This is a genomic window from Streptomyces sp. NPDC001714 (genome assembly GCF_042892755.1).
In the GTDB taxonomy this organism is placed as follows: Bacteria; Actinomycetota; Actinomycetes; order Streptomycetales; family Streptomycetaceae; genus Streptomyces.
The window spans coordinates 528,831-552,032 of sequence record NZ_JBIAUL010000002.1 but is presented as its reverse complement, the minus strand read 5'-3'; the positions used below and the strand labels follow the sequence as shown (position 1 = coordinate 552,032).

The 23,202-nt window shown below is 73.7% G+C and carries 21 protein-coding genes and 1 pseudogene; 8 read left to right on the top strand and 14 right to left on the bottom strand.

Annotation, left to right across the window (positions count from 1 at the left end; all coding sequences use genetic code 11):
* Positions 1-24: 24 nt before the first annotated feature.
* The 4 genes from ACFY0P_RS07070 (at position 25) to ACFY0P_RS07055 (ending at position 6,265) form a co-directional block, all read left to right on the top strand.
* Positions 25-1,395: an FAD-dependent oxidoreductase gene (locus ACFY0P_RS07070; protein ID WP_388908222.1), complete on the top strand. Its 1,371-nt coding sequence runs from the start codon at positions 25-27 to the stop codon at positions 1,393-1,395.
* A 165-nt stretch (positions 1,396-1,560) separates the two neighbouring features.
* Complete coding sequence (locus tag ACFY0P_RS07065) at positions 1,561-2,430, top strand: branched-chain amino acid ABC transporter permease (RefSeq protein WP_388908220.1); 870 nt, start codon at positions 1,561-1,563, stop codon at positions 2,428-2,430.
* A gap of 12 nt (positions 2,431-2,442) precedes the next feature.
* Entirely contained in the window at positions 2,443-4,977 is a 2,535-nt protein-coding gene (locus ACFY0P_RS07060) for an ATP-binding cassette domain-containing protein (RefSeq protein WP_388908218.1), read from the top strand.
* Positions 4,978-5,056: 79 nt separating this feature from the next.
* Positions 5,057-6,265 (top strand): ABC transporter substrate-binding protein, encoded by a 1,209-nt coding sequence (locus ACFY0P_RS07055; protein WP_388908216.1) that lies wholly within the window; start codon positions 5,057-5,059, stop codon positions 6,263-6,265.
* A gap of 116 nt (positions 6,266-6,381) precedes the next feature.
* Here the strand turns inward: ACFY0P_RS07055 and ACFY0P_RS07050 are convergent, their stop codons facing one another.
* From ACFY0P_RS07050 to ACFY0P_RS07025, 6 genes are all read right to left on the bottom strand, one after another.
* Positions 6,382-7,932, bottom strand: a complete 1,551-nt coding sequence (locus ACFY0P_RS07050; RefSeq protein ID WP_388908214.1) for a carboxylesterase/lipase family protein — start codon at positions 7,930-7,932, stop codon at positions 6,382-6,384.
* A 22-nt stretch (positions 7,933-7,954) separates the two neighbouring features.
* Entirely contained in the window at positions 7,955-8,593 is a 639-nt protein-coding gene (locus ACFY0P_RS07045) for a GPP34 family phosphoprotein (protein ID WP_388908212.1), read from the bottom strand.
* 122 nt (positions 8,594-8,715) lie between these two features.
* Positions 8,716-9,375, bottom strand: a complete 660-nt coding sequence (locus ACFY0P_RS07040; RefSeq protein ID WP_388908210.1) for a response regulator — start codon at positions 9,373-9,375, stop codon at positions 8,716-8,718.
* Entirely contained in the window at positions 9,372-10,541 is a 1,170-nt protein-coding gene (locus ACFY0P_RS07035; protein ID WP_388908208.1) for a sensor histidine kinase, read from the bottom strand. Before ACFY0P_RS07035 ends, ACFY0P_RS07040 begins: the two co-directional genes overlap by 4 nt.
* 122 nt (positions 10,542-10,663) lie before the next feature.
* Entirely contained in the window at positions 10,664-13,042 is a 2,379-nt protein-coding gene (locus ACFY0P_RS07030; protein WP_388908206.1) for a glycoside hydrolase family 65 protein, read from the bottom strand.
* Between the two features lie 146 nt (positions 13,043-13,188).
* Positions 13,189-14,061, bottom strand: a complete 873-nt coding sequence (locus tag ACFY0P_RS07025; protein WP_388908204.1) for a universal stress protein — start codon at positions 14,059-14,061, stop codon at positions 13,189-13,191.
* Between the two features lie 373 nt (positions 14,062-14,434).
* On the opposite strand from ACFY0P_RS07025, the gene ACFY0P_RS07020 reads away from it, so the two are divergent.
* Positions 14,435-15,100 (top strand): CBS domain-containing protein, encoded by a 666-nt coding sequence (locus tag ACFY0P_RS07020; RefSeq protein WP_388908202.1) that lies wholly within the window; start codon positions 14,435-14,437, stop codon positions 15,098-15,100.
* Positions 15,101-15,185: 85 nt separating this feature from the next.
* On the opposite strand, the gene ACFY0P_RS07015 is transcribed toward ACFY0P_RS07020, so the two are convergent.
* From ACFY0P_RS07015 to ACFY0P_RS06985, 7 genes and pseudogenes are all read right to left on the bottom strand, one after another.
* On the bottom strand, positions 15,186-15,434 hold the full coding sequence (locus ACFY0P_RS07015; protein ID WP_388908200.1) for an Hsp20/alpha crystallin family protein: 249 nt from the start codon (positions 15,432-15,434) through the stop codon (positions 15,186-15,188).
* A gap of 229 nt (positions 15,435-15,663) precedes the next feature.
* A complete protein-coding gene (locus tag ACFY0P_RS07010) occupies positions 15,664-16,266 on the bottom strand; it encodes a hypothetical protein (protein WP_388908198.1) in 603 nt (200 codons plus the stop codon).
* Positions 16,263-17,009, bottom strand: a complete 747-nt coding sequence (locus ACFY0P_RS07005; RefSeq protein WP_388908196.1) for a CBS domain-containing protein — start codon at positions 17,007-17,009, stop codon at positions 16,263-16,265. Before ACFY0P_RS07005 ends, ACFY0P_RS07010 begins: the two co-directional genes overlap by 4 nt.
* Positions 17,010-17,349: 340 nt before the next feature.
* A pseudogene (locus ACFY0P_RS07000) lies at positions 17,350-17,556 on the bottom strand (universal stress protein); the annotation flags it as partial.
* Positions 17,507-17,704 (bottom strand): universal stress protein, encoded by a 198-nt coding sequence (locus ACFY0P_RS06995; RefSeq protein WP_388908194.1) that lies wholly within the window; start codon positions 17,702-17,704, stop codon positions 17,507-17,509. The gene ACFY0P_RS06995 and the pseudogene ACFY0P_RS07000, both read right to left, overlap by 50 nt.
* A 183-nt stretch (positions 17,705-17,887) precedes the next feature.
* Positions 17,888-18,589 (bottom strand): helix-turn-helix domain-containing protein, encoded by a 702-nt coding sequence (locus tag ACFY0P_RS06990; RefSeq protein WP_388908192.1) that lies wholly within the window; start codon positions 18,587-18,589, stop codon positions 17,888-17,890.
* A gap of 23 nt (positions 18,590-18,612) precedes the next feature.
* Positions 18,613-19,680, bottom strand: coding sequence for a zinc-dependent alcohol dehydrogenase family protein (locus tag ACFY0P_RS06985; protein WP_388908842.1), 1,068 nt, complete (start codon positions 19,678-19,680; stop codon positions 18,613-18,615).
* Between the two features lie 432 nt (positions 19,681-20,112).
* Here ACFY0P_RS06985 and ACFY0P_RS06980 point away from each other — a divergent pair, with 432 nt between their 5' ends.
* The 3 genes from ACFY0P_RS06980 to ACFY0P_RS06970 all read left to right on the top strand — a co-directional run bounded on the left by ACFY0P_RS06980 (position 20,113) and on the right by ACFY0P_RS06970 (position 22,180).
* Positions 20,113-20,676, top strand: a complete 564-nt coding sequence (locus ACFY0P_RS06980; protein ID WP_388908190.1) for a hypothetical protein — start codon at positions 20,113-20,115, stop codon at positions 20,674-20,676.
* Positions 20,677-20,721: 45 nt separating this feature from the next.
* Entirely contained in the window at positions 20,722-21,408 is a 687-nt protein-coding gene (locus ACFY0P_RS06975) for a universal stress protein (protein WP_388908188.1), read from the top strand.
* A 121-nt stretch (positions 21,409-21,529) separates the two neighbouring features.
* On the top strand, positions 21,530-22,180 hold the full coding sequence (locus ACFY0P_RS06970) for a CBS domain-containing protein (RefSeq protein WP_388908186.1): 651 nt from the start codon (positions 21,530-21,532) through the stop codon (positions 22,178-22,180).
* 92 nt (positions 22,181-22,272) lie between these two features.
* Here the strand turns inward: ACFY0P_RS06970 and ACFY0P_RS06965 are convergent, their stop codons facing one another.
* Positions 22,273-23,178 (bottom strand): universal stress protein, encoded by a 906-nt coding sequence (locus ACFY0P_RS06965; protein WP_388908184.1) that lies wholly within the window; start codon positions 23,176-23,178, stop codon positions 22,273-22,275.
* Between the last annotated feature and the right edge of the window lie 24 nt (positions 23,179-23,202).

Sequence of the window (23,202 nt, the reverse complement as noted above, 5' to 3'; positions counted from 1 at the left end):
TGACGCAAAGGCGGTGGACTGCCCATGGGCACCGACACAGTGGATCTGCTGGTGATAGGCGGCGGCATGGCCGGACTCTCGGCCGCCGCCCGGGTGGCGGCCGAGGGCGGTTCGGTGGTGCTGGTGGAGAAGGCGGACCGCACCGGCGGCTCCGCCCGCTTCGCCGGTTTCCTCTGGACCGCCACCACCGTCGAGGAGTTGCGCCGGGTCAATCCGGAGGGCGACCCGGAGCTGGCCGCGGCCCTGGTCGGCGGATTCGCCGACGCGGTGGCCTGGGTCCGGTCGCTCGGCGTGGAATGCAGGCCGCCGGTGCCCGTCCTCGGCTTCGGCCGCGGGCATCAGGTCGACACCAACCACTACCTCGACACCTGCGAACGACTCCTCAGGGACCGGGGGCAGGAGGTGCTGACCGGCACCTGGACCCGCACCCTCCGGACGGCGAACGGCCGGGTGACGGGGGCCGAGTGCCTCATGCCGGACGGTTCGGCGCGCCGGATCGAGGCAACCTGGACCCTGCTCGCGACCGGCGGCTTCCAGGGCGATCCCGAGCTGCGCGCCCGGCACCTCCACCCGCAGGCCGCGGACGTCGGGCTGCGGGCCAACCCGCACAGCCGCGGCGACGGGCTCGCGCTCGGCCGGGCCGTGGGTGCCGGGTTCGGCAGGAAGGACGCCGGATTCTACGGCCACCTGATGCCGGCCGGCGTCTCCCTGGCCGACCCGGCACGCTTCGTCGACCTCGCGCTCTACTACAGCGAACACGCCCTGCTCTTCGACACCACGGGTGAGCGCTTCGCCGACGAGACGGTCGGCGACCATCTCACGGCCATGGCCCTGCTGGACCGGCCGCAGGCCCGCGGTCTGCTGGTCGCCGACGCGCGCGTGCACCGGGAGTGGATCAGCGCCTCGTACGTGGAGGGCATCCCGGGCGTCGACAAGTTCCAGCTGTGCCATCGCGCCGGTGCCCGTTGCGCGGTGGCGGACGACCTGGAGGACTTCGCGTCGATGCCCGAGGAGTGGGGCTATCCCGGCGCCGTGATCCGCGACCGCGTCAAGGAGTTCAACGCCACCGCGGCATCGGGCGGCGTCCCGGCACCCGGGCGCCTGCTGGACTCCCGCCCCCTGGACGAGCCGCCGTTCTACGTCATCGAGGTCGCCCCGGCGGTCACGTTCACCTTCGGGGGGCTGCTGATCGACTCGGCGGCCCGCGTCCTGTCCGGGCCCGGAGACGCGGGCGCCGACGGATGCCGGCCGGTCCCCGGACTGCTCGCGGCCGGCGCGGACGCGGGCGGGCTGTACCGGCGCGCCTACGCGGGCGGCCTCGCCCCCGCCCTGGTCTTCGGGCTGGCGGCGGCCCGTACCGCGCTGGCCGGGAAGCCCACGGCCGACGATCGCTGAGACCGCCCCGGGACGGCACGCACAAATCCCGTGCACGAGTCTTGCCCGCCCGGCATCGCAGTGCCTAGCTTACTGAAGTGAGTTCACTTTGATTCGGCGCTCCCCGCGATGCCCGTACTTCCCGCACGCGTGGCGTGAAACGCGCTCTTCCCCGAGGGAGGGACTGTGAGTCAGTTCCTGCTTGTCCTGGTCAGCGGTGTGGCGAGTGGAGCCGTGTACGGCCTCATGGGCCTCGGGCTGGTCATCATCTACCGGGCCACGGACGTCGTGAACTTCGCGATGGCGTCGCTCGCGACCCTGGGCCTGTACGTGGCGGTCTCGCTCCACGACCGCGGCGTGGCGACGGTGCTCGGCCTCCTCGCCGCCGTCGTCGTCACCGTCGCGGCGGGCCTGCTGGTCCGCGAGACCGTGATCCGGCCGCTGGGCCAGGGACAGCTGTTCTCCGCACTGGTCGTGACCATGGGAGTCTCGCTGATCGCCGAGAACCTGGCCGGGTCGGTCTGGGGCGAACAGCCCAGGGACTTCCCCAACCTGGTGGACGGCACGGTGCGCTGGTCGGGCGCGGCGCTGCCGGTGCAGAGTCTGGTGACGATCGGTGTCGCCGCGGTGGCGATGGGGCTGGTGGGCCACCTGTTCTCGCGCACCACGCTCGGCTCGGCCATGCGGGCCGTGGCCGAGTCGGCCGACACGGCCCGGGTCGTCGGCCTCGGCGCCCAGCGTCTCGCCCGGATCTCGTGGGCCCTCGGCCTCGGACTCGCCGCACTGGCCGCGTGCCTGTACGCGCCGCGCTCGGGCCTTGCCACCACGGCGCTCACCGCACCGCTGTTCCGGGCCTTCGCCGGGATCTTCCTGGGCGGTCTGACCAGCATGTACGGCGCGGTCGTCGGCGGGCTGGCCATCGGTGTCCTGGACAACCTGGCGGCGAACTACGTCTCCGCCGGGTTCCGCGACACGTTCGTGTTCTCGTTCACCGTGCTGGTGCTGCTGATCCGCCCCCAGGGCCTGTTCGGCACCCGCACCTTCCAGCGCGTCTGAGGGGTCGCATCCATGGTCTTCAACCGTTCCGTCCTGGCGAGGGCCGCCCTGGGACCGGCCGCCGGCGCGGTGCTCATGGTGTTCATGGCGGCCGGCGCGATCCCGGCCTACCAGATGTACTCGGTGGCGCTGGCCGCCGTGTACACGATCGTGGTCCTGTCGGTCGGCCTGCTCGCCGGGTGGTCCGGCATCTGGTCGGTGGGCCACCCCGCGTTCTTCGCCATCGGCGCCTACTTCGCGGCGTACGGCAGCGCACACGGCTGGGCGCTGGAGGCGGTGGTCCTGGGGGCGGTCGCCGTCGGTACCGCCCTGGGCGCCTTTCTCGGGTACGCCGGCGCCCGGTTCTCGGTGCTCTACATCGCCCTGCTGACCCTCGCCTTCACCACGGTGACCCTGGAACTGGTCAACCGGTGGAGCAGTGTGACCGGGGGCGACCAGGGAGTACCGGTGCTCCAGTTGCGCAGCGCCCTGGGCCTCGGCACGTTCCTGGGCGGTGGCACCGAGGCCCAGTACCTCGCGGTGGGCGCCGCGGCCGTGGTCCTGGCCCTCGCCGTACCCGCCCGCGCCTCGGCGCTGCGCATGCGGCTGGTGGCCGCCAAGTCGCATCCGATGGCCGCCCGTACGGTCGGTATCGCGCCGGAGGCCCAGTCGTCGCTGTCGTTCGCGGTGAGCGGCGCGTGCACGAGCTTCGCGGGCGTGCTGCTCGGCCTGATCACCGGATTCGTCAGCCCGGACCCGTTCTCGCTCGCCTTCGGCATCTCCCTGATCGCGGCGTGCGTACTCGGCGGGGTCGGCTCGGCCCTCGGCGCCGTGGCCGGCGGCATCTACCTGACCTGGAGCCCCTCGCTCTCGTCCGCCGTGGGGATGCCCCAGCCGGTGGCGCAGGGCATCGTCCTGATCGCGATCCTCCTCTTCCTGCCCGCAGGAGTCGTACCGTCCCTCGCCGCGCCCGCGCGGGGCATCCTGCGGCGCGTACGGCGACGGCCGGAGACCGGGCGACCGCCCTCCCCCGAGCCTTCCGCGCCGCTCCCGTCCCCCGGCCGCCCGTCGGAGGCGGGCAGCAAAGCCCCCGGCCTCCTCCGCCTGGAGCACGTGTCCGTCGCGTACGGCGGACTCAAGGCCCTGGAGGACGCCTCGCTGTCCGTGCGGCAGGACGAGATCCTGGCCGTCATCGGGCCCAACGGGGCCGGAAAGACGACGTTGCTGAACGTGCTGTCCGGGCTGACCGGCAACGGCCGCGTCAGCGGGACCGCCGACTTCGCGGGCCGGCCGCTGCTGCCGGCAAGGGCGACCGCGCGCCGGCGGCTGGGGATCGGCCGCACCTTCCAGCACGCCGAGGTGTTCTCCGAACTCACCGTCGCCGAGAACGTGTTGTGCACCCGCCGCCGCATCACGGCCCGCGACCGGGACGCCGTCGCCCGGCTGCTGCACTCCGTGGGCCTCGCGGACGTGGCGGACCGTCGACCCGCGGAGCTCCCCTTCGGCCTGCAGAAGCGCCTCGACCTCGCGCGGGCGATGGCCGAGCGGCCGCGGCTGCTGATCCTGGACGAACCCTTCGGCGGCCTCGACACGGGCGAACGGGAGTTGCTGGCCCGGCACATCAGGCGGCTCAACGCCGAGGGCACCGCCGTGGTCGTCATCGACCACGTCCTCGACGACCTCTTCTCCGTCGCCCACCGGGTGCTCGCCTTCGACTTCGGCCGCACCGTCGGCGACGGCACCCCGGACACCGTGCTCCAGGACCCGAAGGTGCGGTCGTCCTACCTGGGAACGGTGGGCAACCGGGCCCAACTGCCCGACACCGTGGGCGAACGGAGCCTGATCCGGCTGCGCGGGACAGGTCACGCGTACGGCGGCGTGGTCGCCCTGCGGGACGTCGACCTCGACGTCCGCGAGGGAAGCGTGCTCGGTGTCGCGGGGACCAACGGCGCGGGCAAGAGCACCCTCGCGGGCATCCTGCACGGCTCGCTCCGGCCCGCCCACGGCGTACGGGAGTCGGGCAGTGCCGTCCGCACGAGTCTGGCTCCCGAGGGCCGCGGGCTGTTCAAGACCCTGTCGCTGCGCGAGAACCTGGAGGTCGCGGCGTACGCGGCCGGCATCACCGGCGCGGAGTTGCGCGAACGGCTGGAGGAGACCGTCCAGTGGCTGCCGGCCCGGCTGCGGGACCGGATGTCCGCCCCGGCCGCCGGGTTGTCGGGCGGCGAACAGCAGATGCTCGCCATCGCCCGCGCGCTGATCGTCCGGCCGGACGTCCTGATCGTCGACGAACCGGCCCTCGGACTGGCCCCCGCCCTGGTGGACGAGGTCTACGACCGGCTGATCGGGCTGACTCACGACGGCCTGACGGTGGTGCTGCTGGAGCAGTCGCTGAGCCGGGCCCTGTCCGTCTGCCACGAGGTGGCCGTCCTGCACGAGGGCGTCGTCGCCGCTCAAGGGCGGCCGGACGACCCGGAGTTCGCGGCCCTGGCCGAATCGGCGTACTTCAGCGGCGGCCCGGTGCCCACCACGACCGCGGCGGTGACCGCCCGGACCTCCCCTGCGAAGTGAAATCCCGTTGCGACCGTCGCGTCCCTTGCAGCCGTTGCGTCCCTTGTACCCGTTGTGACCGTTGTGAACGAGGTGGACCGTGTTCCGGACAATCAGCAGATCCCGCCGTGCGGCGGGAGCGACAGCCGTTCTCGCCGTGCTGGCACTGACCGCAAGCGCGTGTGCCGGTCAGGACTCGGCGTCGGCAGGCAGCAACTCCTCCGAGATCCACATCGGCGCGTGGCTGCCCCTCACGGGCTCCACCGCCACGTACGGTGTGGCCGAGAAGGTGGGCGCCGACGCCTACTTCAAGATGCTCAACGCCCAAGGCGGCGTCAACGGCCGCAAGGTCGAGTGGACCGTCAAGGACAACGCCGCCGATCCGCAGCAGACCGTGCAGATCGCGCGTGAACTGGTCGGTCAGGACAAGGTCGTGGCGATCGTCAACGCGAACGGCACCTCGCAGGCGGAGGCGGCCTTCCCCTTCGTCCTCAGCCAGTCCAAGGTGCCGGTCCTCAACGAGGTGGGCGGAGCCGAGAACTGGTACAAGCCGCCGCGCGCCGGCCTGTTCGGCACCCAGACCCTCTACGAGGACCAGGCCGCCGCGGTCGCCGCGTGGGCGGTGCAGGACGGCGCGAAGAAGATCCTCGTCGTGCACAGCGACCCGGCCGCGTTCGTGAACGTGGCCGAGCAGGTGGAGCCCGTCGCGAAGAAGGTGGACCCCTCGGTCCAGGTCGAGCGGCTGCCGGTCAAGTACCAGACCACCGACTACACACCGGTGATCAGCAAGGTGAAGTCGGCGAAGCCGCAGGCGGTCATCCTGATCCTCACCTCGCCCGAGGCGGCCGCCTTCCTCAAGGAGGCCAAGCTGCAGGGCCTCTCCCTGCCCACCTACGCCTACGCCCCGGTGGCCGCCGAGTCGACGATCGCCCTGGCCAAGGACGCCGCCGAGGGTCTCAAGGCCGTCCAGCTGGTCAAGGCGCCGTCGGACGACGACCCCGCGGTGAAGGAGTTCCGGACCGCGATGGCCAAGTACGAGCCCGGCCAGACCGCGGGCTTCCTCGCCCTGTGGGGCTGGAGCAACGCCAAGGTGTTCGCCGAGATCGCCGAGACCGTCAAGGGACCCGTCACGTCCCAGTCCCTCACCGCCGCGTACCAGAAGGCGGCCAAGGTCGACCCGGGGGTGTCGCCGGTCATGAACTTCAGCGCGAGCAACCACCTGGGTACCCGCAGCGTGCAGAAGGTGGTGGTCAAGAACGGCGTCTGGACATCCGTGGGCGACTTCTACACTCCCCCCGCCCGCGACTGATCGCCTGCCCCGGCGGACGTGGTTCCGCTCTCCTCGGGAGGCCTCGGGTGGCAACGACAAGGCGGGCGCACCTCCTCGGTCCGCCCGCCGGGACACCCGGATGCTCTGCGACACGGTTACCCGAGCCCGTTCCAGAACCCGCAGTGATGGCGGGACCGCACCGTCCGGGTCGGGACGATGTGGTCCGGTGCCAGGGACAGCACGGTCTGCCGGGACCAGGTCGGCGACGACGGGCCGTTCGGGTCGCCGGTCCGGGCGAAGCGGGCCCAGTAGTCGATCATCGTGTCGGCCAGCCGGTGCTGTGCCGCGGTCAGCTCGCGGGGGCGGCCACCCAGGTCGAACAGATAGGGCAGTTCACTGGCGTGCGGCGCGCCGAGCGGGAACGGCGGTGTGCCCGGGGTGAGAGGCGGAGCGTGCTCGTCGGCGAACTCGTAACGCCAGACCGGTACCCGGGCCGCGAGCAGGCCGCCGGTGCGCGCCGTCGGGCAGGCGAAGTTCGCGTCGCCGATGACCGCGCCGAACACCGGGCCGCCGTCGGTGCGGTGCACCGGGTACTCGCGGACGATCGCCTGCGCCTGCCCCGGCGAGGGGAAGAAGGCGGCCACGACGTCGGGCCAGGTGGCGGGGGTGGCGGGGTGGCCGGCCTGCACGATGCCGGCGGCCCAGCCGTTGCCCTCGTCGTGGTTGTTCCCGATGAGCACGGGGACATGGTGGAAGCGGCCGGCGGCGATCGCCGCAGCGGGATCGCCGGGCAGCAACGGGGTGTCGTAGGCGGGCTGTTGATCCGTGTCCTGGGCGGCGAGCAGTCGGGAGACGTCGACGCGCCGCAGACAGGCGAGGACGTCGCGGGAGGAGCCGCAGCCCACCCTCGCCGCGAGGTCCGCACCCGCGCCGCGTGCCGTGGGCAGGGGGACGGAGGACGGTGCGAAGGGGCGGTCGGGACCGCCGGTGCACGGTCCGCTCTCGATGATCGCCCGGTCGAAGAGCCCGGCCGCGGCGGGTGAGGCGAGTTGGGCACAGACGCTGTAACCGCCCGCCGACTCGCCGGCCAGCGTCACGTCGTGCGGGTCGCCGCCGAAGGCACGGATGCCGGCGCGGACCCAGCGCAGGGCCGCCTGCTGGTCGGCCAGGCCGAAGGTGCCGGAGCCGGGCAGCCCCGCGTGCGCGAGGAAACCGAGAGCTCCCAGGCGGTAGTTGACGGTGACGACCACGACGTCGCCCCGGGTGGCCATGCGGTGGGCGTCGTACGAACTGCCCGCCCCAGTGGTGAATCCGCCGCCGTGCAGCCACACGATCACGGGCCGGGGGCGCGCCGGTCCAGCGCCGTCGGGTGCCGTGACGTTCAGCCGGAGGCAGTCCTCGTCGGTGCTGCCGCCGGGCACCTCGCCGGCCGGCTGCGGGCAGGCGCTGGCGGCCCGGGTCCCGTCCCGTACCCCCGACCAGGCGGCCGCGGGCCGCGGCGGCGCCCAGCGCAGCGCGCCGACCGGCGGTGCCGCGTACGGGATGCCCTCGAAGGTGCGGTAGCCGTCGTGTGCGGTTCCCCGCACCAGGCCGTCACGGGTGTGCACCGTCGTGGCGACGGCGGGGCGGGTGGGTGGCGCCGCGGACCAGGCCGTCGCGAGCACGGCGGTCAGGGCGCAGGCCAGGATGGTCAAGGTGCGGTGCATGGTCGTGGTCTCCCCCTCGCGGTCAGCCGCCGCCCATGCCGCCCTGCGCGGCGATCATGGTCGTCGGCAGGGCGCGTACGGCGTGCTCCAGGCCGGGCGCCAGGACGCCGAGGCGCCTTGTGCAGGCGTCGATACGGGCCCGGTGGGTCTTCTGGTCCTGCCGGGACACGACGGTGCGGACCCGGCCTGCCGTGGCCAACGCGAGCAGCACGGCGTCGGCGGCGGGGACCTCCCGCACGGGGCCGTCCCCGTGCAGCGCCGCGGACACCCTGGCGCGGAGGGCCGCGGACACGGCGTGGTCCGTCACGGTCGACCGCCGGGTGCCGAAGCGGAAGCGGGGCGCCCGCAGGGTGAGGAGTCCCGCCGCGGCGAGCCGGTCCTCGACCTCCGTCAGGGTCCGCCTGCGGTGGCGGCGCACGAGCTGTTTCCAGCCGTGGCCGCCGGCGGCGTCGCGCAGCACGCCGTCCAGGACGGGGTCGCCGGTCGGTTCCGTGCCGGACACGGTGACGGTGCCGCCGTCCTCCGTCAGCCGGCCGCGCAGCGCGAGGTCGGCCAGGGCGGCGGCACGGAGCAGCAGCTCGGTCCGGGAGCGGTCGTACGGGCCTTCGGCCACGTCGTCGTGGGCGAGCAGATACATGAGGCAGGCCAGGTCGTCGGTCACGTCTCGACGCTATGGCCGGGCACCCGGGCCGCGGATCGGCCACGGGAACGGCCCGCCACTGGGAGCACGGGAGGACCGCGGCCCGGTCTCCTCCCTGGGGAGGAGGGCCGGTGCCGGTGCCGTCAGGGGCGGCGCGGTCGTACGAGGCCGTGGTCGTAGGCCGCGACGACGGCCTGGACGCGGTCGCGCAGGCCCAGTTTGCGCAGCACCGCGGTGACATGGTTCTTGACGGTGGCCTCCGACAGGCGCAGCCGCTCGGCGATCTCCGCGTTCGACAGTGCCTGCCCGATCAGGGTGAGCACCTCCCGCTCGCGGCCGGACAGGTTCCGCAGGGAGGGCGGCGGCGCCGGGTCGGGCGTGGTGCGCAGGAACCGGTCGAGGACGCGGCTCAGCGCGGTCGGCGCCAGCAGCGCGTCACCGCGCGCGGTGACGCGGATCGCGTCGGCGAGTTCGGGGGCGCGGATGTCCTTCAGCAGGAAACCGCTGGCTCCGGCCCGCAGCGCGGCGACCACGTGCGCGTCCACGTCCCAGGTGGTCAGCACGAGCACCCGGGCCCGGCTGCCGTCCGCCACGATCCGCCGGGTCGCCTCGATGCCGTCCATGACGGGCATGCGTACGTCCATCAGCACCACGTCGGGTGCCAGCTCCCGCGTCAGCCGCACCGCCTCGCTGCCGTCGGACGCCTCGCCGACCACCTCCAGGTCGTCCCGGGCGTCGATGATCATGCGGAATCCGGTACGGACCAGGGCCTGGTCGTCGGCCAGGACCACGCGCAACGTCATGGCACACGCTCCACCGGCAGCCGCGCCGCCACCTCGAACCCGCCGCCGGGCAGCGGGCCCGCACGCAGGCTGCCGCCCACGAGCCGCGCCCGCTCCCGCATCCCCACCAGCCCGCGCCCCGCGCCCGCCGCTCCCGAACGCCCTTGCGCCGTACGGCCGTTGTCGATCACGGTGACCTTCACACACTTCCCCTCCACCCGTACCCGCACGCTCACCTCGTCGGCGCCGGCCGCGTGGCGCAGGGTATTGGTCAGGGCCTCCTGGACGATTCGGTACGCCGCCGCGTCCACCGTGGCCGGCAGTCCGTCGGTGGTGCCGTCGCGGTCCACGCGCACGGTCAGCCCGGTCGCCCGCACGGTGTCGGCCAGCTCGTCCAGACGCGTCAGCGAGGGCCCCGGCCGCCGCAGCTCCCCGGTCCCCTCCTCTGCTGCGTCGGGCGCGAACGCCCGCAGCAGCAGGCGCAGTTCGCCGAGCGCCGACCGGGCACCCGACTCGATGGCCCGCAGCGCCTGCCGGGCCTGTTCGGGCCGCTGGGTGAACACGTCGTCCGCGGCACCCGCCTGGATGACCATCACCGAGAGGGTGTGCGCCACGACGTCGTGCACCTCGCGGGCGATCCGTGCCCGCTCCTCCACGACGGCCCGGCGCGTCTCCGACCTCGTCCGGGCCCGCTGCGCCCTGCGCCACTGCCCCGCCGTCCACGCCAGCACCAGCGTCAGCAGATAGACCGCCGGCCCCGCGGGGCCGCCCGCCCCGAAAGCGAGCGGCGCCGGCAGGCACATCGCCGCGAGCGCCCCCACCGACACCCGCCGCGGTCCGGTCGCCGACAGCACGCACAACGCGACCTGCGCGGCGAGCAGGGCCCCGGTCAGGGTCACCGTCGGCAGCAGCGCCCACACCGCGAGCCCCGCCGCCGCGGTCACGGCCAGTACGACGGCCGGGGCGCGTGCCGCCCACCTCAGTGCGCAGACCAGGACCAGGACCAGGGCCACGGCCGCGGGCAGCCGTCGGGCGTGTTCCGTGCCGGCGACGAGCACCGAGGTGCCGAGGACGGCGAGCACCAGACCGGCCGATCCCCACCACAGGGCCCGGGCCGCCCGGGGCGACGGCCGGTCCCCCGCTTCCCCGGCGAGCGCCTCGTCCGGCTGCCTGCTGCTGCGGTCCACACCCCGACCCTATCCAGCGGCAGGGGTGGAGCCACTCGGAAGACCGCCCCCTGCACGAGGGGGGCCGTCGGGCACCCACGCCGCGTGCCGCTCCGCTCGGAGCCGTGCGACGCCCAGTCTCCTCAGGTCCCGTCCGGGAGCACCAGCCGGCAGGTGTCCCCCGGCTCCACGCGGACCGCGCGGTCCGGTAGCCGGATGTCGATCGGCGAACGGTCCGAGGGAGGTACCAGCATCTCCAGCCGTCCCCGTGCCAGGCGCAGCCGTACGCCCCAGTGCCCCCGGTAGCGGAGGGACACCGTGTACGACGACAGCTCCGGCAGCGGCACCGGGTCGAGCCAGAGTGCTCCGTCGCGGGTCTCCAGCCCGGTCAGCCCGCGCTGGACGAGGTCGAGGGTGCCCGCCATCGCGCCGAGGTGGATCCCCTCTCCGGTGGTGCCGCCCTGGACGTCGGCGATGTCGCCCCGCAGGGCCTCCTGGACGAACGTCCAGGCGTCCGCGCGCCGGGCACGGGCCAGGACCCAGCCGTGGACGAGGCCGCTGAGGGTGGAGCCGTGGCTGGTGCGGCGCAGGTAGTAGTCGACCGTGCGGGCCCAGCTCCCGTCGTCCAGTGCGTAGCCCAACCGCTCGAACAGTGACCGGAGTTCGGCCGGTGAGAAGAGGTAGCCGAGCATCAGGACGTCTGCCTGTTTGGAGGCCTTGTAGCGGTTGACGGTGTCGCCCTCGGCCTCCAGGATCCGGTCGAGGCGGCGGATGTCGTCGTAGCGCTCGCGGTAGCCGCCCCAGTCGAGTTCGGCGAGGTCGCCGTAGCCCTCGAACTGGCTGATCACGCCGTCGTGGAAGGGCACGTGGAGGGTGCGCGACACGTCCTCCCAGTGTGCGAGCTCGCCGGCGTCCAGGCCGGTGCGGTCGGCCAGTTCACGGCGCCGGGGCTCGGGCAGCACGCGCAGCAGCTCCAGGGCACGGGTGAGCACCCAGGCGGCGGTGACGTTGGTGTAGGCGTTGTCGTCGAGGCCGGGTCGCGGGGCGTCCGGGTAGGCGTCGTGGTACTCGTCGGGGCCCATCACGCCCAGGATGCGGTGCCGGCCGAGCCGGTCGTCCCAGGTGGCCGAGTCCGCCCAGAAACGGGCGATCTGCAGGAGCGTCTCGGCGCCCTCGCCGTCCCGGAAGCCGGTGTCGCCACTGGCCTCGCAGTACTGCCACACGTTGTACGCGACCGCCGATCCGGCATGCCGCTGGAGTCGCGAGTGGTCCGGGAGCCAGCGCCCCGAGCGGGGGTTGAGGTGCAGCTCCTGGGACTCCTCCCGGCCGTCGCTGCCGCTCTGCCAGGGGTACAGCGCACCGCGTCGGCCGAGCGCCCGGGCGGCCGCGCACGCCTGCTCCAGTCGCCGGTACCGGTAGCGGAGCAGGGCGCGGGAGACCTCCGGGAAGTGCAGGTTGAGGAAGGGCAGCACGAACAGTTCATCCCAGAAGACGTGCCCGCGGTACGCCTCCCCGTGCAGTCCTCGGGCCGGCACTCCCACGTCCAGGTCCGCGGTGTGCGGGGACAGGGTCTGCAGCACGTGGAAGAGGTGCAGCCGCAGAATCCGTCCGGCCCGGCCCGGGACATCCAGCTCGGCTCGCCGCCAGAGGTGTTCCCACGCCGTCCGGTGCGAGTCGAGGAGAGCGTCGAAGCCGGGTGCGGCGCCGACGCGGTCGACAGCGGCCCGCAGAGGGTCCCCGATCGCGGAGTCGCGGGAGGTGTGGACGGCCGCGGTCTTGTCGACGACGACGGTACGTCCTGGTGTGAGCCGGAGCAGCAGGCGCTGCACGGCTCGAAGCGGTGCGGAGGCCGTCTCGGTGATCGGCGCGTCGGCCACCAGCCGGGCCGCCATGCCGATACGGATGCGGGAGGTGCTGGTACGGCAGCGCAACCACACCGTGTCCGGGGCGGCCACTCCGCCGTGCACGTGAGTCAGATGACGGCCGTCGAGATCTCGGTAGCGCGCCACCCCGGCGTTGCTGACGCCGCCGTCGAGCGCGGCCTCGACCTCGAGGTCCCCGGCGTAGCCCTCCGCGGTGAACTCGGTGCGCAGGGCGGCCAGATGCGGGTCGGCCATATGGACGACGCGCTGCTGGCGGACGTAGAGCACTCCGCCGTTGCCGAGGGCAAAGCGGGTCCGGCGTTCCAGGAGGCCCGTGGCGAGGCGCAGGACCTGCCGGTGGTCGAGCACCGGGGCGGTGTCCGGGGTGAGCCAGTCGCCGCCCGGCAGCCGGAACCGGAGCGGCAGCCAGTTCGGCAGGTTGACCAGGTCCTCGTTCTCGACCCGGTGTCCCGCCACCTCCGAGGTGAGCCGGTTGTAGCAGCCGGCCGCGTAGGTCCCGGGGTAGTGCACGTCGTCGGCCGGGCACTCCGGCAGGGCGCCGCGGGTGGCGAAGTAGCCGTTGCCCAGCGTGCACAGCGACTCGCGCAGCCGCTCGTCGGCGGGCAGGTAACCGTCGTACTCCCAGGTCCAGCCGCTCACTTCGGTTCCCTCCACGCACGTGGCCGACGCCCCGCCGCACGTGGGCGATCACCTGTTGCGGCCGAACGGCCGTGGCGAGCCCCCTGCGCTGCGGGCGTCGGCCGAGCGGCTCACCCGGGACCACGCCCGCACGGCGAGTGCGACGATCACACCGTCTGCGGCACGATCGCCACCGGGCACTTCGCATGGTGCAGCAGGGTGTGGGCCACCCGGCCGAGCTGAAGACCGGCGTGTCCTTGCCGGCGCCTGGCTCCCACGACGACCAGGTCGGCGGCTGCCGAGCGGTCCACGAGGATCCGGTGGGCCGGTCCCTCCGCCGTGACGCTGCGGACCCTGACCTCCGGACGGGCGGCCGCGGCCTCGCCGAGCAGCGTGTCGAGCAGCGCCGACGCCTTTCCCTCCTGCCGGCGGGCCCGCTCCCCGAGCGACGCGTGGTCGGCGATCTCGTGGGCGGGGCAACGCCAGGCCCGGACGACGTACAGGACGCATGCGCGGGCCGCGGCCTCACGGAAGGCGAACCGTACCGCCTCACCCGCGGTGACGGGCTCCCCGGCGCCCAGCAGGATCCGCTCATGGCCCCCGGCCAGGCCGATCCTGTCGCCCCGGACCACGACGACCGGGCAGCGTGCCTTGGCCGCCACGGCCAGGCCGACCGACCCGAGGAGCAGCCCGGTCAGCTCACCCCGGCCACGCGACCCGGTGACCAGGGCGTGCGCGTCGTCGCCCTCGTGCAGGAGGGCACGCACCGGGTCGTCGGGGAGGATGTCGGCGGTGACCTTCACATCCGGGCCGCGCTGCGCGGCGCGCTCGACCGCGGAGGCGACGATGTGTTCGGCCAGCACGCGCTCCGGAGGGCGTTCCGTCCCGTCCGACGGCACTCCGGCCTCGTAGCGCTCCCAGCGGGAGGCGTACACCAGCCGCAGCGGAAGGTCGTGGCGGGCGGCCTCGTCCGCCGCCCAGTCGACCGCGAGCAGACTTCCGTCCGATCCGTCGACGCCTACGACCAGGGGAAGCGTCATCGTCCCCACCGCCTCTCGTCGGACTGCCACGTCGTGCAGCAGGGGGCTCCGATGTCACCGTGCCACCTTCCGGCGAGGCGTCGGAGGGGCCACTCGGCCCGTCCGGGTACCCGGTCAGCCCCTGTCTGCGCCGGCAGGGCGGAGACGTGTCCCCGGAGCTCCGGGGTGGGACTCGTACCCACTGTCGTCACCGGGGAGGGCGGAACGGCCTTCCCGCCGTGGATCGGCATCCGAGGCCGAACGACCCCCTGCCGGGTCCGGGCGGCCCGTGGCGGCCTGGTCCGGCCGCGCACACCCTGGGATCAGGGCCCCCTCAGCCCCGTGCGTCCTCCAGGGCCCCCTCGGCCCCGCCCGTCCTTCCGAGGAGGAGACCATGCCCGGCAAACCGCACACCGTGAGCGACGTGATGACCCGCACCGTCGCCGCGATCGGCCGCGACGCCCCGTTCAAGGACGTCGTCACCCTGATGGAGGAGTGGAGGGTCAGCGCCCTGCCCGTGCTGGAGGGCGAGGGCCGGGTGATCGGTGTCGTCTCCGAGGCCGATCTGCTCCCGAAGGAGGAGTTCCGGGGCAGCGACCCGGACCGGTTCACCCAGCGGCAGCGCCTCGACGACCTGGCGAAGGCCGGCGCGGTGACCGCCGGGGAGCTGATGAGCACGCCCGCCGTGACCGTGCACCCGAGCGCCACGCTCGGCCAGGCGGCGCGCATCCTGGCCCGGCACAGGGTCAAACGGCTTCCGGTGGTCGACTCGGACGGACTGCTGCAGGGTGTCGTCAGCCGTTCCGACCTGCTGAAGGTCTTCCTCTGCGGCGACGAGGAGCTCGCCGAGGAGGTACGGCACGAGGTCGTCGACCGTCTCTTCCCGCTCTCCGCCGACCACATCCAGGTCGAGGTCGCCGAAGGCGTCGTCACCCTCACCGGGTGGGTCGCCGACAACGGCCTGGCCGCGGTGGCCGAGCGGCTCGCCCGCGCCGTCGAGGGTGTGGTCGACGTCCACTGCTGCCTGGTCCCGGCTTCCGCGCGGAGCGACTCGCGATGACGGGTCCGGGCACACGGCGGTGTGCGCGGCCGGTGGTCACCGGCCGCGCACACCTGATGTGGGATCGACGGCCTCCCCCCGAGGCTCAGCCGGTCCGCACCGGAATGGTCCTGGTTCCCGTCTTCTCCTCCGGGACCGGGACCGGGACTGTGACTGTGCCTGTGAGCACGCCGTCCTTGTACTCCGCGGCCGCCTCGTGGCCCTTCGCTCCGGCGGGCAGCCGGACAGACCGGGCGAAGGTGCCGTAGCGGAATTCGGCACGGTGCTTCTCCTGGGTCTCCTCGGCGCGCTCGGACCGCAGGACATGGCCACCGTCCTTCGGTTCCTCCTCCACACGGATGCCGTGCAGACCCGGGCCCCGGGCAGACCGGGGAGGCCGGACTCGGCCCAGCCGAACAGGTCCTCGGGCAGCACCGGCCGGCCGCGCAGCCGCGCAGCCGCTCGATCATGCCGCTCCTGTGCTTCCCTCCTTTCGGATTCTCATCTCCAGCCTGGCGCCAGGGCGTTGGCACCGCCGTGGGCCGACCGGCCCTGTCCTGGCTCCGGTCGGCCCTCTCCCGAGGTCATCCCTTGCCCCCGCTGAAGTTCCGCCACTGGGGTCCGATCCGCCGCCATTCCGCGTCCCATTCGGCGAGGCGGCGCCGCATCAGCCGGCTGCGGAGGGCCCATCCGGCGCCCCACGCCGCGGTGGCGGCGAGCGGAGCCACGAGGGCGGCGGCCGCGACGGCGTCGAGGGTCGCCTCGCTGCGGCTCGTCGGTGGAGCGGCCACCCGTTCACCACGATCCACCCAGACCTGGAGCCGACTGCCGGCGGTGGCGGTGGGGACGGCCTTGGCCAGGCCGGTGTGCACGGAGCCGTCCGTGGTCGTCCAGCGCACCGTGACCCACACCTTCGCCACGTCGTAACCGGCCGCGACGGGTGCGCCGTTCGCGGCGTTCTCGGTGAGTTCGGCGGACACCACGTGGAGGGCGGCACGCCGCTCGGCGAACATGTGGTCCACAGCCGCGCCGGCCGCCCATCCGGCGAGCAGCCCGCCGACGACGGTCACCGCCCAGACGGCGAGCACGACCCAGGCCTCGACCACGTCGCTGGGGCGCCGCAGTGGATTGCGCCGCCAGCGCCAGAACGGTCCGCCGGTCACACGTCCGGGACTCGTGCCGGTCATGGTCCGCCTCCTTCTTCCGGGGCCGCCCGGGACGTACGGCCCCAGCCGGGCGGGGTGTGCTCGGCGTCGGGAAGATCAGGGTCGAGGTCCGGACGGCGGGGCGGGCCCGCCAGCTCGCAGTCCACGGCGACCACGCCGTCGACACCCCGCACCCACCCGGCGGCCACCGGGACCAGCGCGGTGTCCGGAACGCGGCCGGTGAGGGTGACGACGCCGTCGCGGACCCGCACGCGCACCGGCTCGGCCGAGTCGGGGAAGAGGTGCGGGAGGATCGCGCGCCGGATCTCCTCGGCGATGTCCTCGTCGTCCCGCAGGAAGACCTTCAGCAGGTCGGCCCGGCTGACGACACCCTGCAGCAGTCCGTCCGAGTCGACCACCGGAAGCCGTTTGACGCCGTGCCGGGCCATCGTGCGCGCGGCCTCGGGCAGCGGGGCCTCGGGGCGGACGGTGACGGCCGGAGTGGTCATCAGCGCCGCAGCGGTGACCGATGCGGCCTCGGCGAGATCGGACCCGGACCGGACCTGGCCGTAACCGACCGGGACGCCGGTGCGGGCCTCCTCCCGGCGCAGGAGATCGGCCTCCGAGACGACGCCGACGACACGTCCGTGGTCGTCCAGGACGGGAGCCGCGCTCACCTGCCACTGCTGCAGGGCCTTCACGATGTCCTTGAAGGCCGCGCCGTGGCGCAGGGCGAGCACGGTGTGCGTCATCACGTCGCTCACGACGTGTGGAGTGCCGGTCATGGCGACCTCCAGGGTTCGGCTGCCGTGGTCCGACACCCTCAGAATCGCCCATCCGCTCCCGGAAGGCATGTGCCGAACGGTCCACTTCCCGGTCCTGGACTTCCCGAGCCGGGACGCGAGGACAGGTTCAGCCTGTTGCCGGCTCCCCCACCGGCACCCGCCACACACCGTGGACGACCTGGACGAGCCCTTCAAGATCGTCGTGCGGCAGCGGCGCACCCTGTCCGGCGACCGTGGCCGACCATGGTCGGGCTGCCGGTGCCCGACCGGCCCGGCAGCAGGCGGGGAGGCGCGAGAGGGGCATCGGTCCCCGGGGGTGTCGCCCCGCTCGTCCCACCGGTCAGTCGTGCGGTACGACCGCGATCGGTGCGGCAGCACGGCGCAGCACCGCCCGGGTGGCCGGGCCGAGGTGCGGGCCGAGCGCGGCCCGGCGGATCCGACGGCCGACGACCACCAGGGAGGCCCCGTGCGATACGTCCGCCAGATGGGCGCCGGCGTCACCCACGACCGCCTCCTCGGTCACCTCGACGCCCGGGCGGTTCGCCCGCGAAGAACACGTAGTCGTGCGGCTGTGGGTCGCCGACCTGCACCAGTCGCAGAGGAAGATCGCACATCAGGGACTCACGAGCGGCCCAGTCGGCTGCCGCGAGGCTTTCCGGCGAGCCGTCCAGGCCCACGGCGACGACACGCGTCATGAGGAGACCTCCTGTTGCAGGGGTGTGCTCCACTCTGGTCGAGTGCGGCGCGCGACAGGAGTGCCCACAGGTCCTCCGGGTGGGCCCGTAAGTCCCTGGTGTCGTCGGTGACGATGGTTCAGGAGACGGCATCCGGGCCGTACTCGGGCCGTCCACCGGTCAGCCCACGGCCCGGGTGCGTGGCTATTCCTGCGCGTGGCCCGATCCGGATCCGACCGTGATACGGCGCCCGGTGACGGAGCGGGGCTCGATCCGCACCCACAGGTCGCGGTCGCCGCCCGCCCACGGAGTGCTGTGGGCCGACACGGTGAGCCGGCGCACCTCCTCCGCCTCGGTCACCCGGCTCGCCGGTCCGCGCACCAGCACGCTCCAGCCCTCGCCGAAGGCGTCGTCGATGCGGTCGACCTCGAAGGCCACCTGACGGCCCGGGGCCAAGGACGGTGTCGTCTCGTCCGCGGTCCGGAAGACGATCGCACCGTCGACGACGCTGTAGTTGACCGGCAGGATGACCGGACCCGAGGCGGCGTCGACGCCGAGGCGTCCGACGCCGTGCGAGCCGAGCAAGGCCCTGCATTCGGTCGGGCTCAGCTCGGTGAACTCGGGGCGGTATCCCGCCCGGCCGGGTCCGGGCGGGGCTTCGAGATCACCTCCGGTGAGGTGCGACACGGTGGTGTGCAGGACGTCGGCGAGCCTCAGCAGGGCGCCCGTGCCCGGCGCGGCCTCGGGGTGTTCCTCCAGGTATCGCAGGTAGCCGGCCGCGATGCCGGACCGTTCGGCCGTCTGCTCGCGGGTGAGGCCGAGCTCCTTGCGGCGGGCCGCCACGCGGCGCCCCAGATCTCCCAGCGGCGGTCCCTCTGCCGTGTGCGGCCGTACCTGTTCGGCCATGACCGGTCACGTCCTCTCGTCGATCAGGTCCCGCGGACGGCGACCTCGTGCTGCTCCCCGCCGAGCACGACCTTGAGCGCGCCGGTGTCGGCGGCCCGGCCGAAGACCTCGTACGCCTCGGCCATGTGGTCCAGCGGGAAGGTGTGGGTGACCAGCTGCGCGGTGGGCAGCCGGCCCGCGGCGGCCATCCGCAGCAGGGTGGGCGTGGAGTGGGTGTCCACCAGGCCCGTGGTGATGGTCACGTTCTTGATCCACAGGTCTTCGAGGTGCAGCGTGGCCGGCTTGCCGTGCACGCCGATGTTGGCGACGCGCCCGCCGGGCCGGACCATGCGGGTGCACAGCTCGAAGGTCTCCGGTACGCCGACGGCCTCCATGACGACGTCCGCGCCGAGCCCGTCGGTGAGGTCTGCGATCAGCTGCTCGGGGGCCTCCCGAGCGTCCGCGACGGCGTCCGCGCCCAGGCGCTTGGCCGCTTCCAGCCGGGCGGGGGCCAGGTCCACCGCCACGATCCGCTCGGGAGCGAACAGCCGTGCCGTGGTGATCGCCGCGAGGCCGATCGGTCCCGCGCCGACCACGGCCACGGTGTCGCCGGGGCGCACCCGGCCGTTCAGCACGCCGACCTCGTAGGCGGTCGGGAAGATGTCCGCGAGCAGCACGGCGTCCTTGCTGTCGACCGTGCTGGGCAGGGCGTGGACGGAGAGGTCCGCGAAGGGGACGCGGACGTACTCGGCCTGCGTGCCGTCGATCAGATGGCCGAGGATCCAGCCTCCGCCGCCGCGGCACTGGCCGTACATCCCTTCCCGGCAGTAGGAGCAGCGCCCGCAGGAGCTGATGCAGGAGACCAGCACGCGGTCTCCCGGCCGTACGGTCCGTACATCGCCGCCGACCTCGACGATCTCGCCGACGGCCTCGTGGCCGAGGACCGTGCCCGGCTGCACCTCGGGGACGTCGCCCTTGAGGATGTGCAGGTCCGTCCCGCAGATCGTGACGCCGTCCACGCGCACGACGGCGTCGGTGGGCTCCTTGACGGCGGGATCGGGGACCTCTTCCCAGGCGGACTGCCCGGGGCCGTGGAAGACGAAGGCCTTCATGGGGTGGCTCACCGTCCTTGGTCCGTTGCGGGGCACGGGGTCGGCGGACGCCGGCAGCGGGTGCCGGGCCGGACGTCGGAACATCGCCGGTATCGCCCCACGGATCCAGCCTGTCCTGTCCGGGACGGGTCCGCTTGGGCCGTCCGGCCCTCATGCACGGATCCGGGCGACGCCTTCGGGCTGCTTCGCGGCCTCCCCAGGCTCTCGCCTGCCGGGGCTCCCCTGGACCTGCTCCCGCCGCGGTCGCGTGCACCTCTCCCGGTGAGGGCTGAACGGCCCATGCGCTCGGTCGAGTTGGCCCCCGAGCAGCCCTACGGCGGTCCCTGGTCGGCCCATGCCCCGGCGGTCGGCGGGCTGCCACCGTCGGGAACGTCAGCACGACCAGGAGCCACGACCAGGAGGAGGTGCGGACCGATGCACAGGACGCGGCGCGTGAGGAAGCTGCTGTGGCGGTGGCGGAGCAACCCGCTGCGACGCCGCGACGATGTCGTCGAGGCCTGGGTCGTCCTGGCCGTATGGGCACTCGTCGCGGTGGGCGGAACCGTCGCCGGGCTGCTGGCCGCCCGGGCCGCGGACGACGTGTTCGCTCGGCAGCGGGAGGAACGCGAGCCCGTCCGGGCCGTGCTTCTCGCCGACGTCCCGCAGAGCGCTTCCGGGCTCGGCGCCGAGAGCGAGCGCATGCCGGGCACCGTGACCTGGACCGCACCCGACGGTTCCACGCGGAGCGGCCGGACTCTCGTGGACACGGGCACCAAAGCCGGTTCCCGCGTCGTGGTCTGGCAGGACCGCCAGGGCCGTCCGGCCACCAGGCCGCCGAGCGCCGGCGCGGCCGCCCTCGAGGCCGGTGTCCTGGGGACGGCGGCCGGCTGCGCGCTGGCCGGAGCGGTCATCGGGGCCGGAGCGGTCGCCCGGTGGCGGCTGGAGCAGCGGCGGCTCGACGCATGGGGCCGCGAGTGGACCACCGTCGGACCTCGCTGGGGTCACAAGACCGGCTGACGTCGAGCCCCCCTCGAACCCCGCCTACTCGGAAGGCGAACGGCGATGGAACCCGTGATCCTTGCCCGCAGCGGCACGTCGACGCCCGGCCGGGCCGCGGCCGACTGGGCAGCCCGCGAGGCCGAGATGCGGGGTGTGGTGCTGCGTATGCCGCACGACCCGCTGCGGGAACCCGGCAGGGCTTCGGTGATCGTCTGCGGCGTGAGCGGGGACGACGATGCCCCACCGCTGCGTTCCGGCTCCCTGTCGGCCACGCTCGTCCGCGCCGCCCACGACCCGGTCGTCCTCGTCCCGGACCGGCTCGCGACCTCCCGCCACCGGACCGGAGTCACCCTCGGCGTCGACGCCCGTGAGCCCTCCGACGCAGCCCTCGGCTTCGCCTTCGAGAGCGCCCGGCTCCGAGGCATACGCCTGCACGCCGTGCACGCCTGGGCGCTGCCCGCGGGAGCCGCCTACCGGCCCTTCGGCGTGCCGGAGGGCGATCGCGCCACCTGGGAGGACCACGAGGTCCAGTTGCTGGGCGACGCCCTGTGCCCGTGGCGCGAGAAGTTCCCCGACGTCCCGGTACTACAGGACGTCCGGTTGTTCAGCCCCACCGAGGCACTGCTCCACTGCTCCGAACGCGCCGCACTGGTCGTGGTCCCCCGCGCCCCCGGAGCCACCGCCTGGCAGGAGGCCGCTCGGGCCCTGCTGCGGCGCGCCACGTGCGCCGTGGCGGTCGTACCGTCCTGACCCGGGCGCCCTGCCACCGCCGGCCGACCGGTAGTGCGGGAGCGTGGACACGCTCACGCTGGTAGCAGGCCCGTGAGGTCTCCTTCGAGCCCTGGCTCCCCGCAGCTGTGAGGAGGACGCCATGACCGGCAGCCCGCACCAGGTAGGCGACGTGATGACGCGTGCCGTCATCGCGGTGGGCCGCGAGGCCCTGTTCAAGGACGTCGTGGAGCGCATGGACGAAGGGAGGATCAGCGCCCTGCCCGTGCTGGAGGGTGACGGGCGGGTGGTCGGGGTCGTCTCCGAGGCCGATCTGCTGCCCAAGGAGGAGTTCCGGGACAGCGATCCGGACGGGTTCACCCGGCTGCGCCGGCTGTCCGACCTGGCCAAGGCCGGGGCGGTGCGCGCGGAGGAGCTGATGAGTGCTCCGGCCGTGACCGTCCATGCCGACGCCACGCTTCCGGAAGCCGCCCGGATCATGGCGCTGCGGCACGTGAAACGGCTGCCCGTCGTCGATGCCGAGGGCGTCCTGGAAGGGGTCGTCAGCCGCGGGGATCTGCTCAAGGTGTTTCTCCGCCCCGACAACGACCTCGCCGACGAGATCCGGCGCGAGGTCGTCGACCCCCTGTTCCCGGCTCCGGTCGAGCCGGTGCACATCATGGTCACCGAGGGCGTCGCCACCCTGACCGGGCGGGTCACCGACGGCACCCGGATCCCGCTGGCGGTGCGCCTTGTCCGAGGGGTGGAGGGCGTGGTGGGCGTGGACTGCCGGCTCACGGCGGCGGACACGTGACGGTGACCGCGCCGGGAGGACACCGGGCACCTGCCCCGCACAGCACGCACGGAGCCGTGCGCGGACGCGGGCTGTTCCGCGGCGCCCCCGTTTCAGCCGTGCGCCACTACGGCGACAGGTGCACCGACGTGGTGCAGGACGGCATGGGTGACGTGGCCGATGTGGGTGCCGAGGGAACCGGTGCGGATGCGCCGTCCGACAACGGCGAGGGACGCGTCGCGGGCCCCGTTGACGACGACCTGCGCGGCGCTGCCGCAGCGGCTCGCCTCGATCACGTCGACGCCCGGGAACTTCTGCCGCCAGGGGCGCAGCGCCTCGGCCAGGGCGGTCCGGTGGCTCCGCTCGAGGTCGTCCTGGAGTTCCGCGTCGCCGGGGAAGCGGTAGTGGGACGTGGCCGTCTCCGGCCAGGCGTGCACCACGCGCAGAGGTGATCGACGGCGGGCCGCGGCGTCGAAGGCGAACTCCAGCAGCGTGTGGTCCGGGTGACCGACATCGAGACCGAGCACGACCGGCCGGAACGGTGTGGCGGCGGACGGCACGCCCGCCGGATCCATCCTGTGCTCGTCCGCGGCCTGCTCGCCCCCGCGCACCAGCACCACGGGGCGTTCCACGCGGGCCACGACGGACAGGCTCACCGAGCCGACCACGAAGCCGCCGATGGCGCCGAAACCCCGGGAGCCCAGCACGAGGAGATCGGCGAACTCCGCGGCCTCGCACAGGGCCTCGGCCACGGTCCCGGTCAGTTGCTCGGTGTGCACCTCGAGGCCTGGATGCCGCAGACGAAGGCCTTCCGCGGACTCGCGCGGCATCTGCCGGGTCCAGTGCTGATGCGTCTCGGGACCCACCAGCGGAGCCTGTGCCACGGGTACGGGGGCAGGCTCCGCGACGTGCACGATCTTCAGCGGCAGGGCTCGCAGCTGGGCTTCGCGCGCCGCCCACTCGGCGGCGGCCCGGCTCTCGGGCGACCCGTCGAGGCCTACGGTGACGGTTCGGAACATGGTCTCCACCTCCGGGGAGTGTTC

What these genes read in the sequence shown, in the direction of transcription:
- ACFY0P_RS06995 (WP_388908194.1), bottom strand. Translation starts at nt 17,704, where the DNA reads ATGACGCGTGTCGTCGCCGTGGGCCTGGACGGCTCGCCGGAAAGCCTC.
- ACFY0P_RS06985 (WP_388908842.1), bottom strand. Translation starts at nt 19,680, where the DNA reads ATGAAGGCCTTCGTCTTCCACGGCCCCGGGCAGTCCGCCTGGGAAGAG.
- ACFY0P_RS07010 (WP_388908198.1), bottom strand. Translation starts at nt 16,266, where the DNA reads ATGACCGGCACGAGTCCCGGACGTGTGACCGGCGGACCGTTCTGGCGC.
- ACFY0P_RS06990 (WP_388908192.1), bottom strand. Translation starts at nt 18,589, where the DNA reads ATGGCCGAACAGGTACGGCCGCACACGGCAGAGGGACCGCCGCTGGGA.
- ACFY0P_RS07025 (WP_388908204.1), bottom strand. Translation starts at nt 14,061, where the DNA reads ATGACGCTTCCCCTGGTCGTAGGCGTCGACGGATCGGACGGAAGTCTG.
- ACFY0P_RS06975 (WP_388908188.1), top strand. Translation starts at nt 20,722, where the DNA reads ATGGAACCCGTGATCCTTGCCCGCAGCGGCACGTCGACGCCCGGCCGG.
- ACFY0P_RS07020 (WP_388908202.1), top strand. Translation starts at nt 14,435, where the DNA reads ATGCCCGGCAAACCGCACACCGTGAGCGACGTGATGACCCGCACCGTC.
- ACFY0P_RS07050 (WP_388908214.1), bottom strand. Translation starts at nt 7,932, where the DNA reads ATGCACCGCACCTTGACCATCCTGGCCTGCGCCCTGACCGCCGTGCTC.
- ACFY0P_RS07060 (WP_388908218.1), top strand. Translation starts at nt 2,443, where the DNA reads ATGGTCTTCAACCGTTCCGTCCTGGCGAGGGCCGCCCTGGGACCGGCC.
- ACFY0P_RS06970 (WP_388908186.1), top strand. Translation starts at nt 21,530, where the DNA reads ATGACCGGCAGCCCGCACCAGGTAGGCGACGTGATGACGCGTGCCGTC.
- ACFY0P_RS07005 (WP_388908196.1), bottom strand. Translation starts at nt 17,009, where the DNA reads ATGACCGGCACTCCACACGTCGTGAGCGACGTGATGACGCACACCGTG.
- ACFY0P_RS07040 (WP_388908210.1), bottom strand. Translation starts at nt 9,375, where the DNA reads ATGACGTTGCGCGTGGTCCTGGCCGACGACCAGGCCCTGGTCCGTACC.
- ACFY0P_RS07070 (WP_388908222.1), top strand. Translation starts at nt 25, where the DNA reads ATGGGCACCGACACAGTGGATCTGCTGGTGATAGGCGGCGGCATGGCC.
- ACFY0P_RS06965 (WP_388908184.1), bottom strand. Translation starts at nt 23,178, where the DNA reads ATGTTCCGAACCGTCACCGTAGGCCTCGACGGGTCGCCCGAGAGCCGG.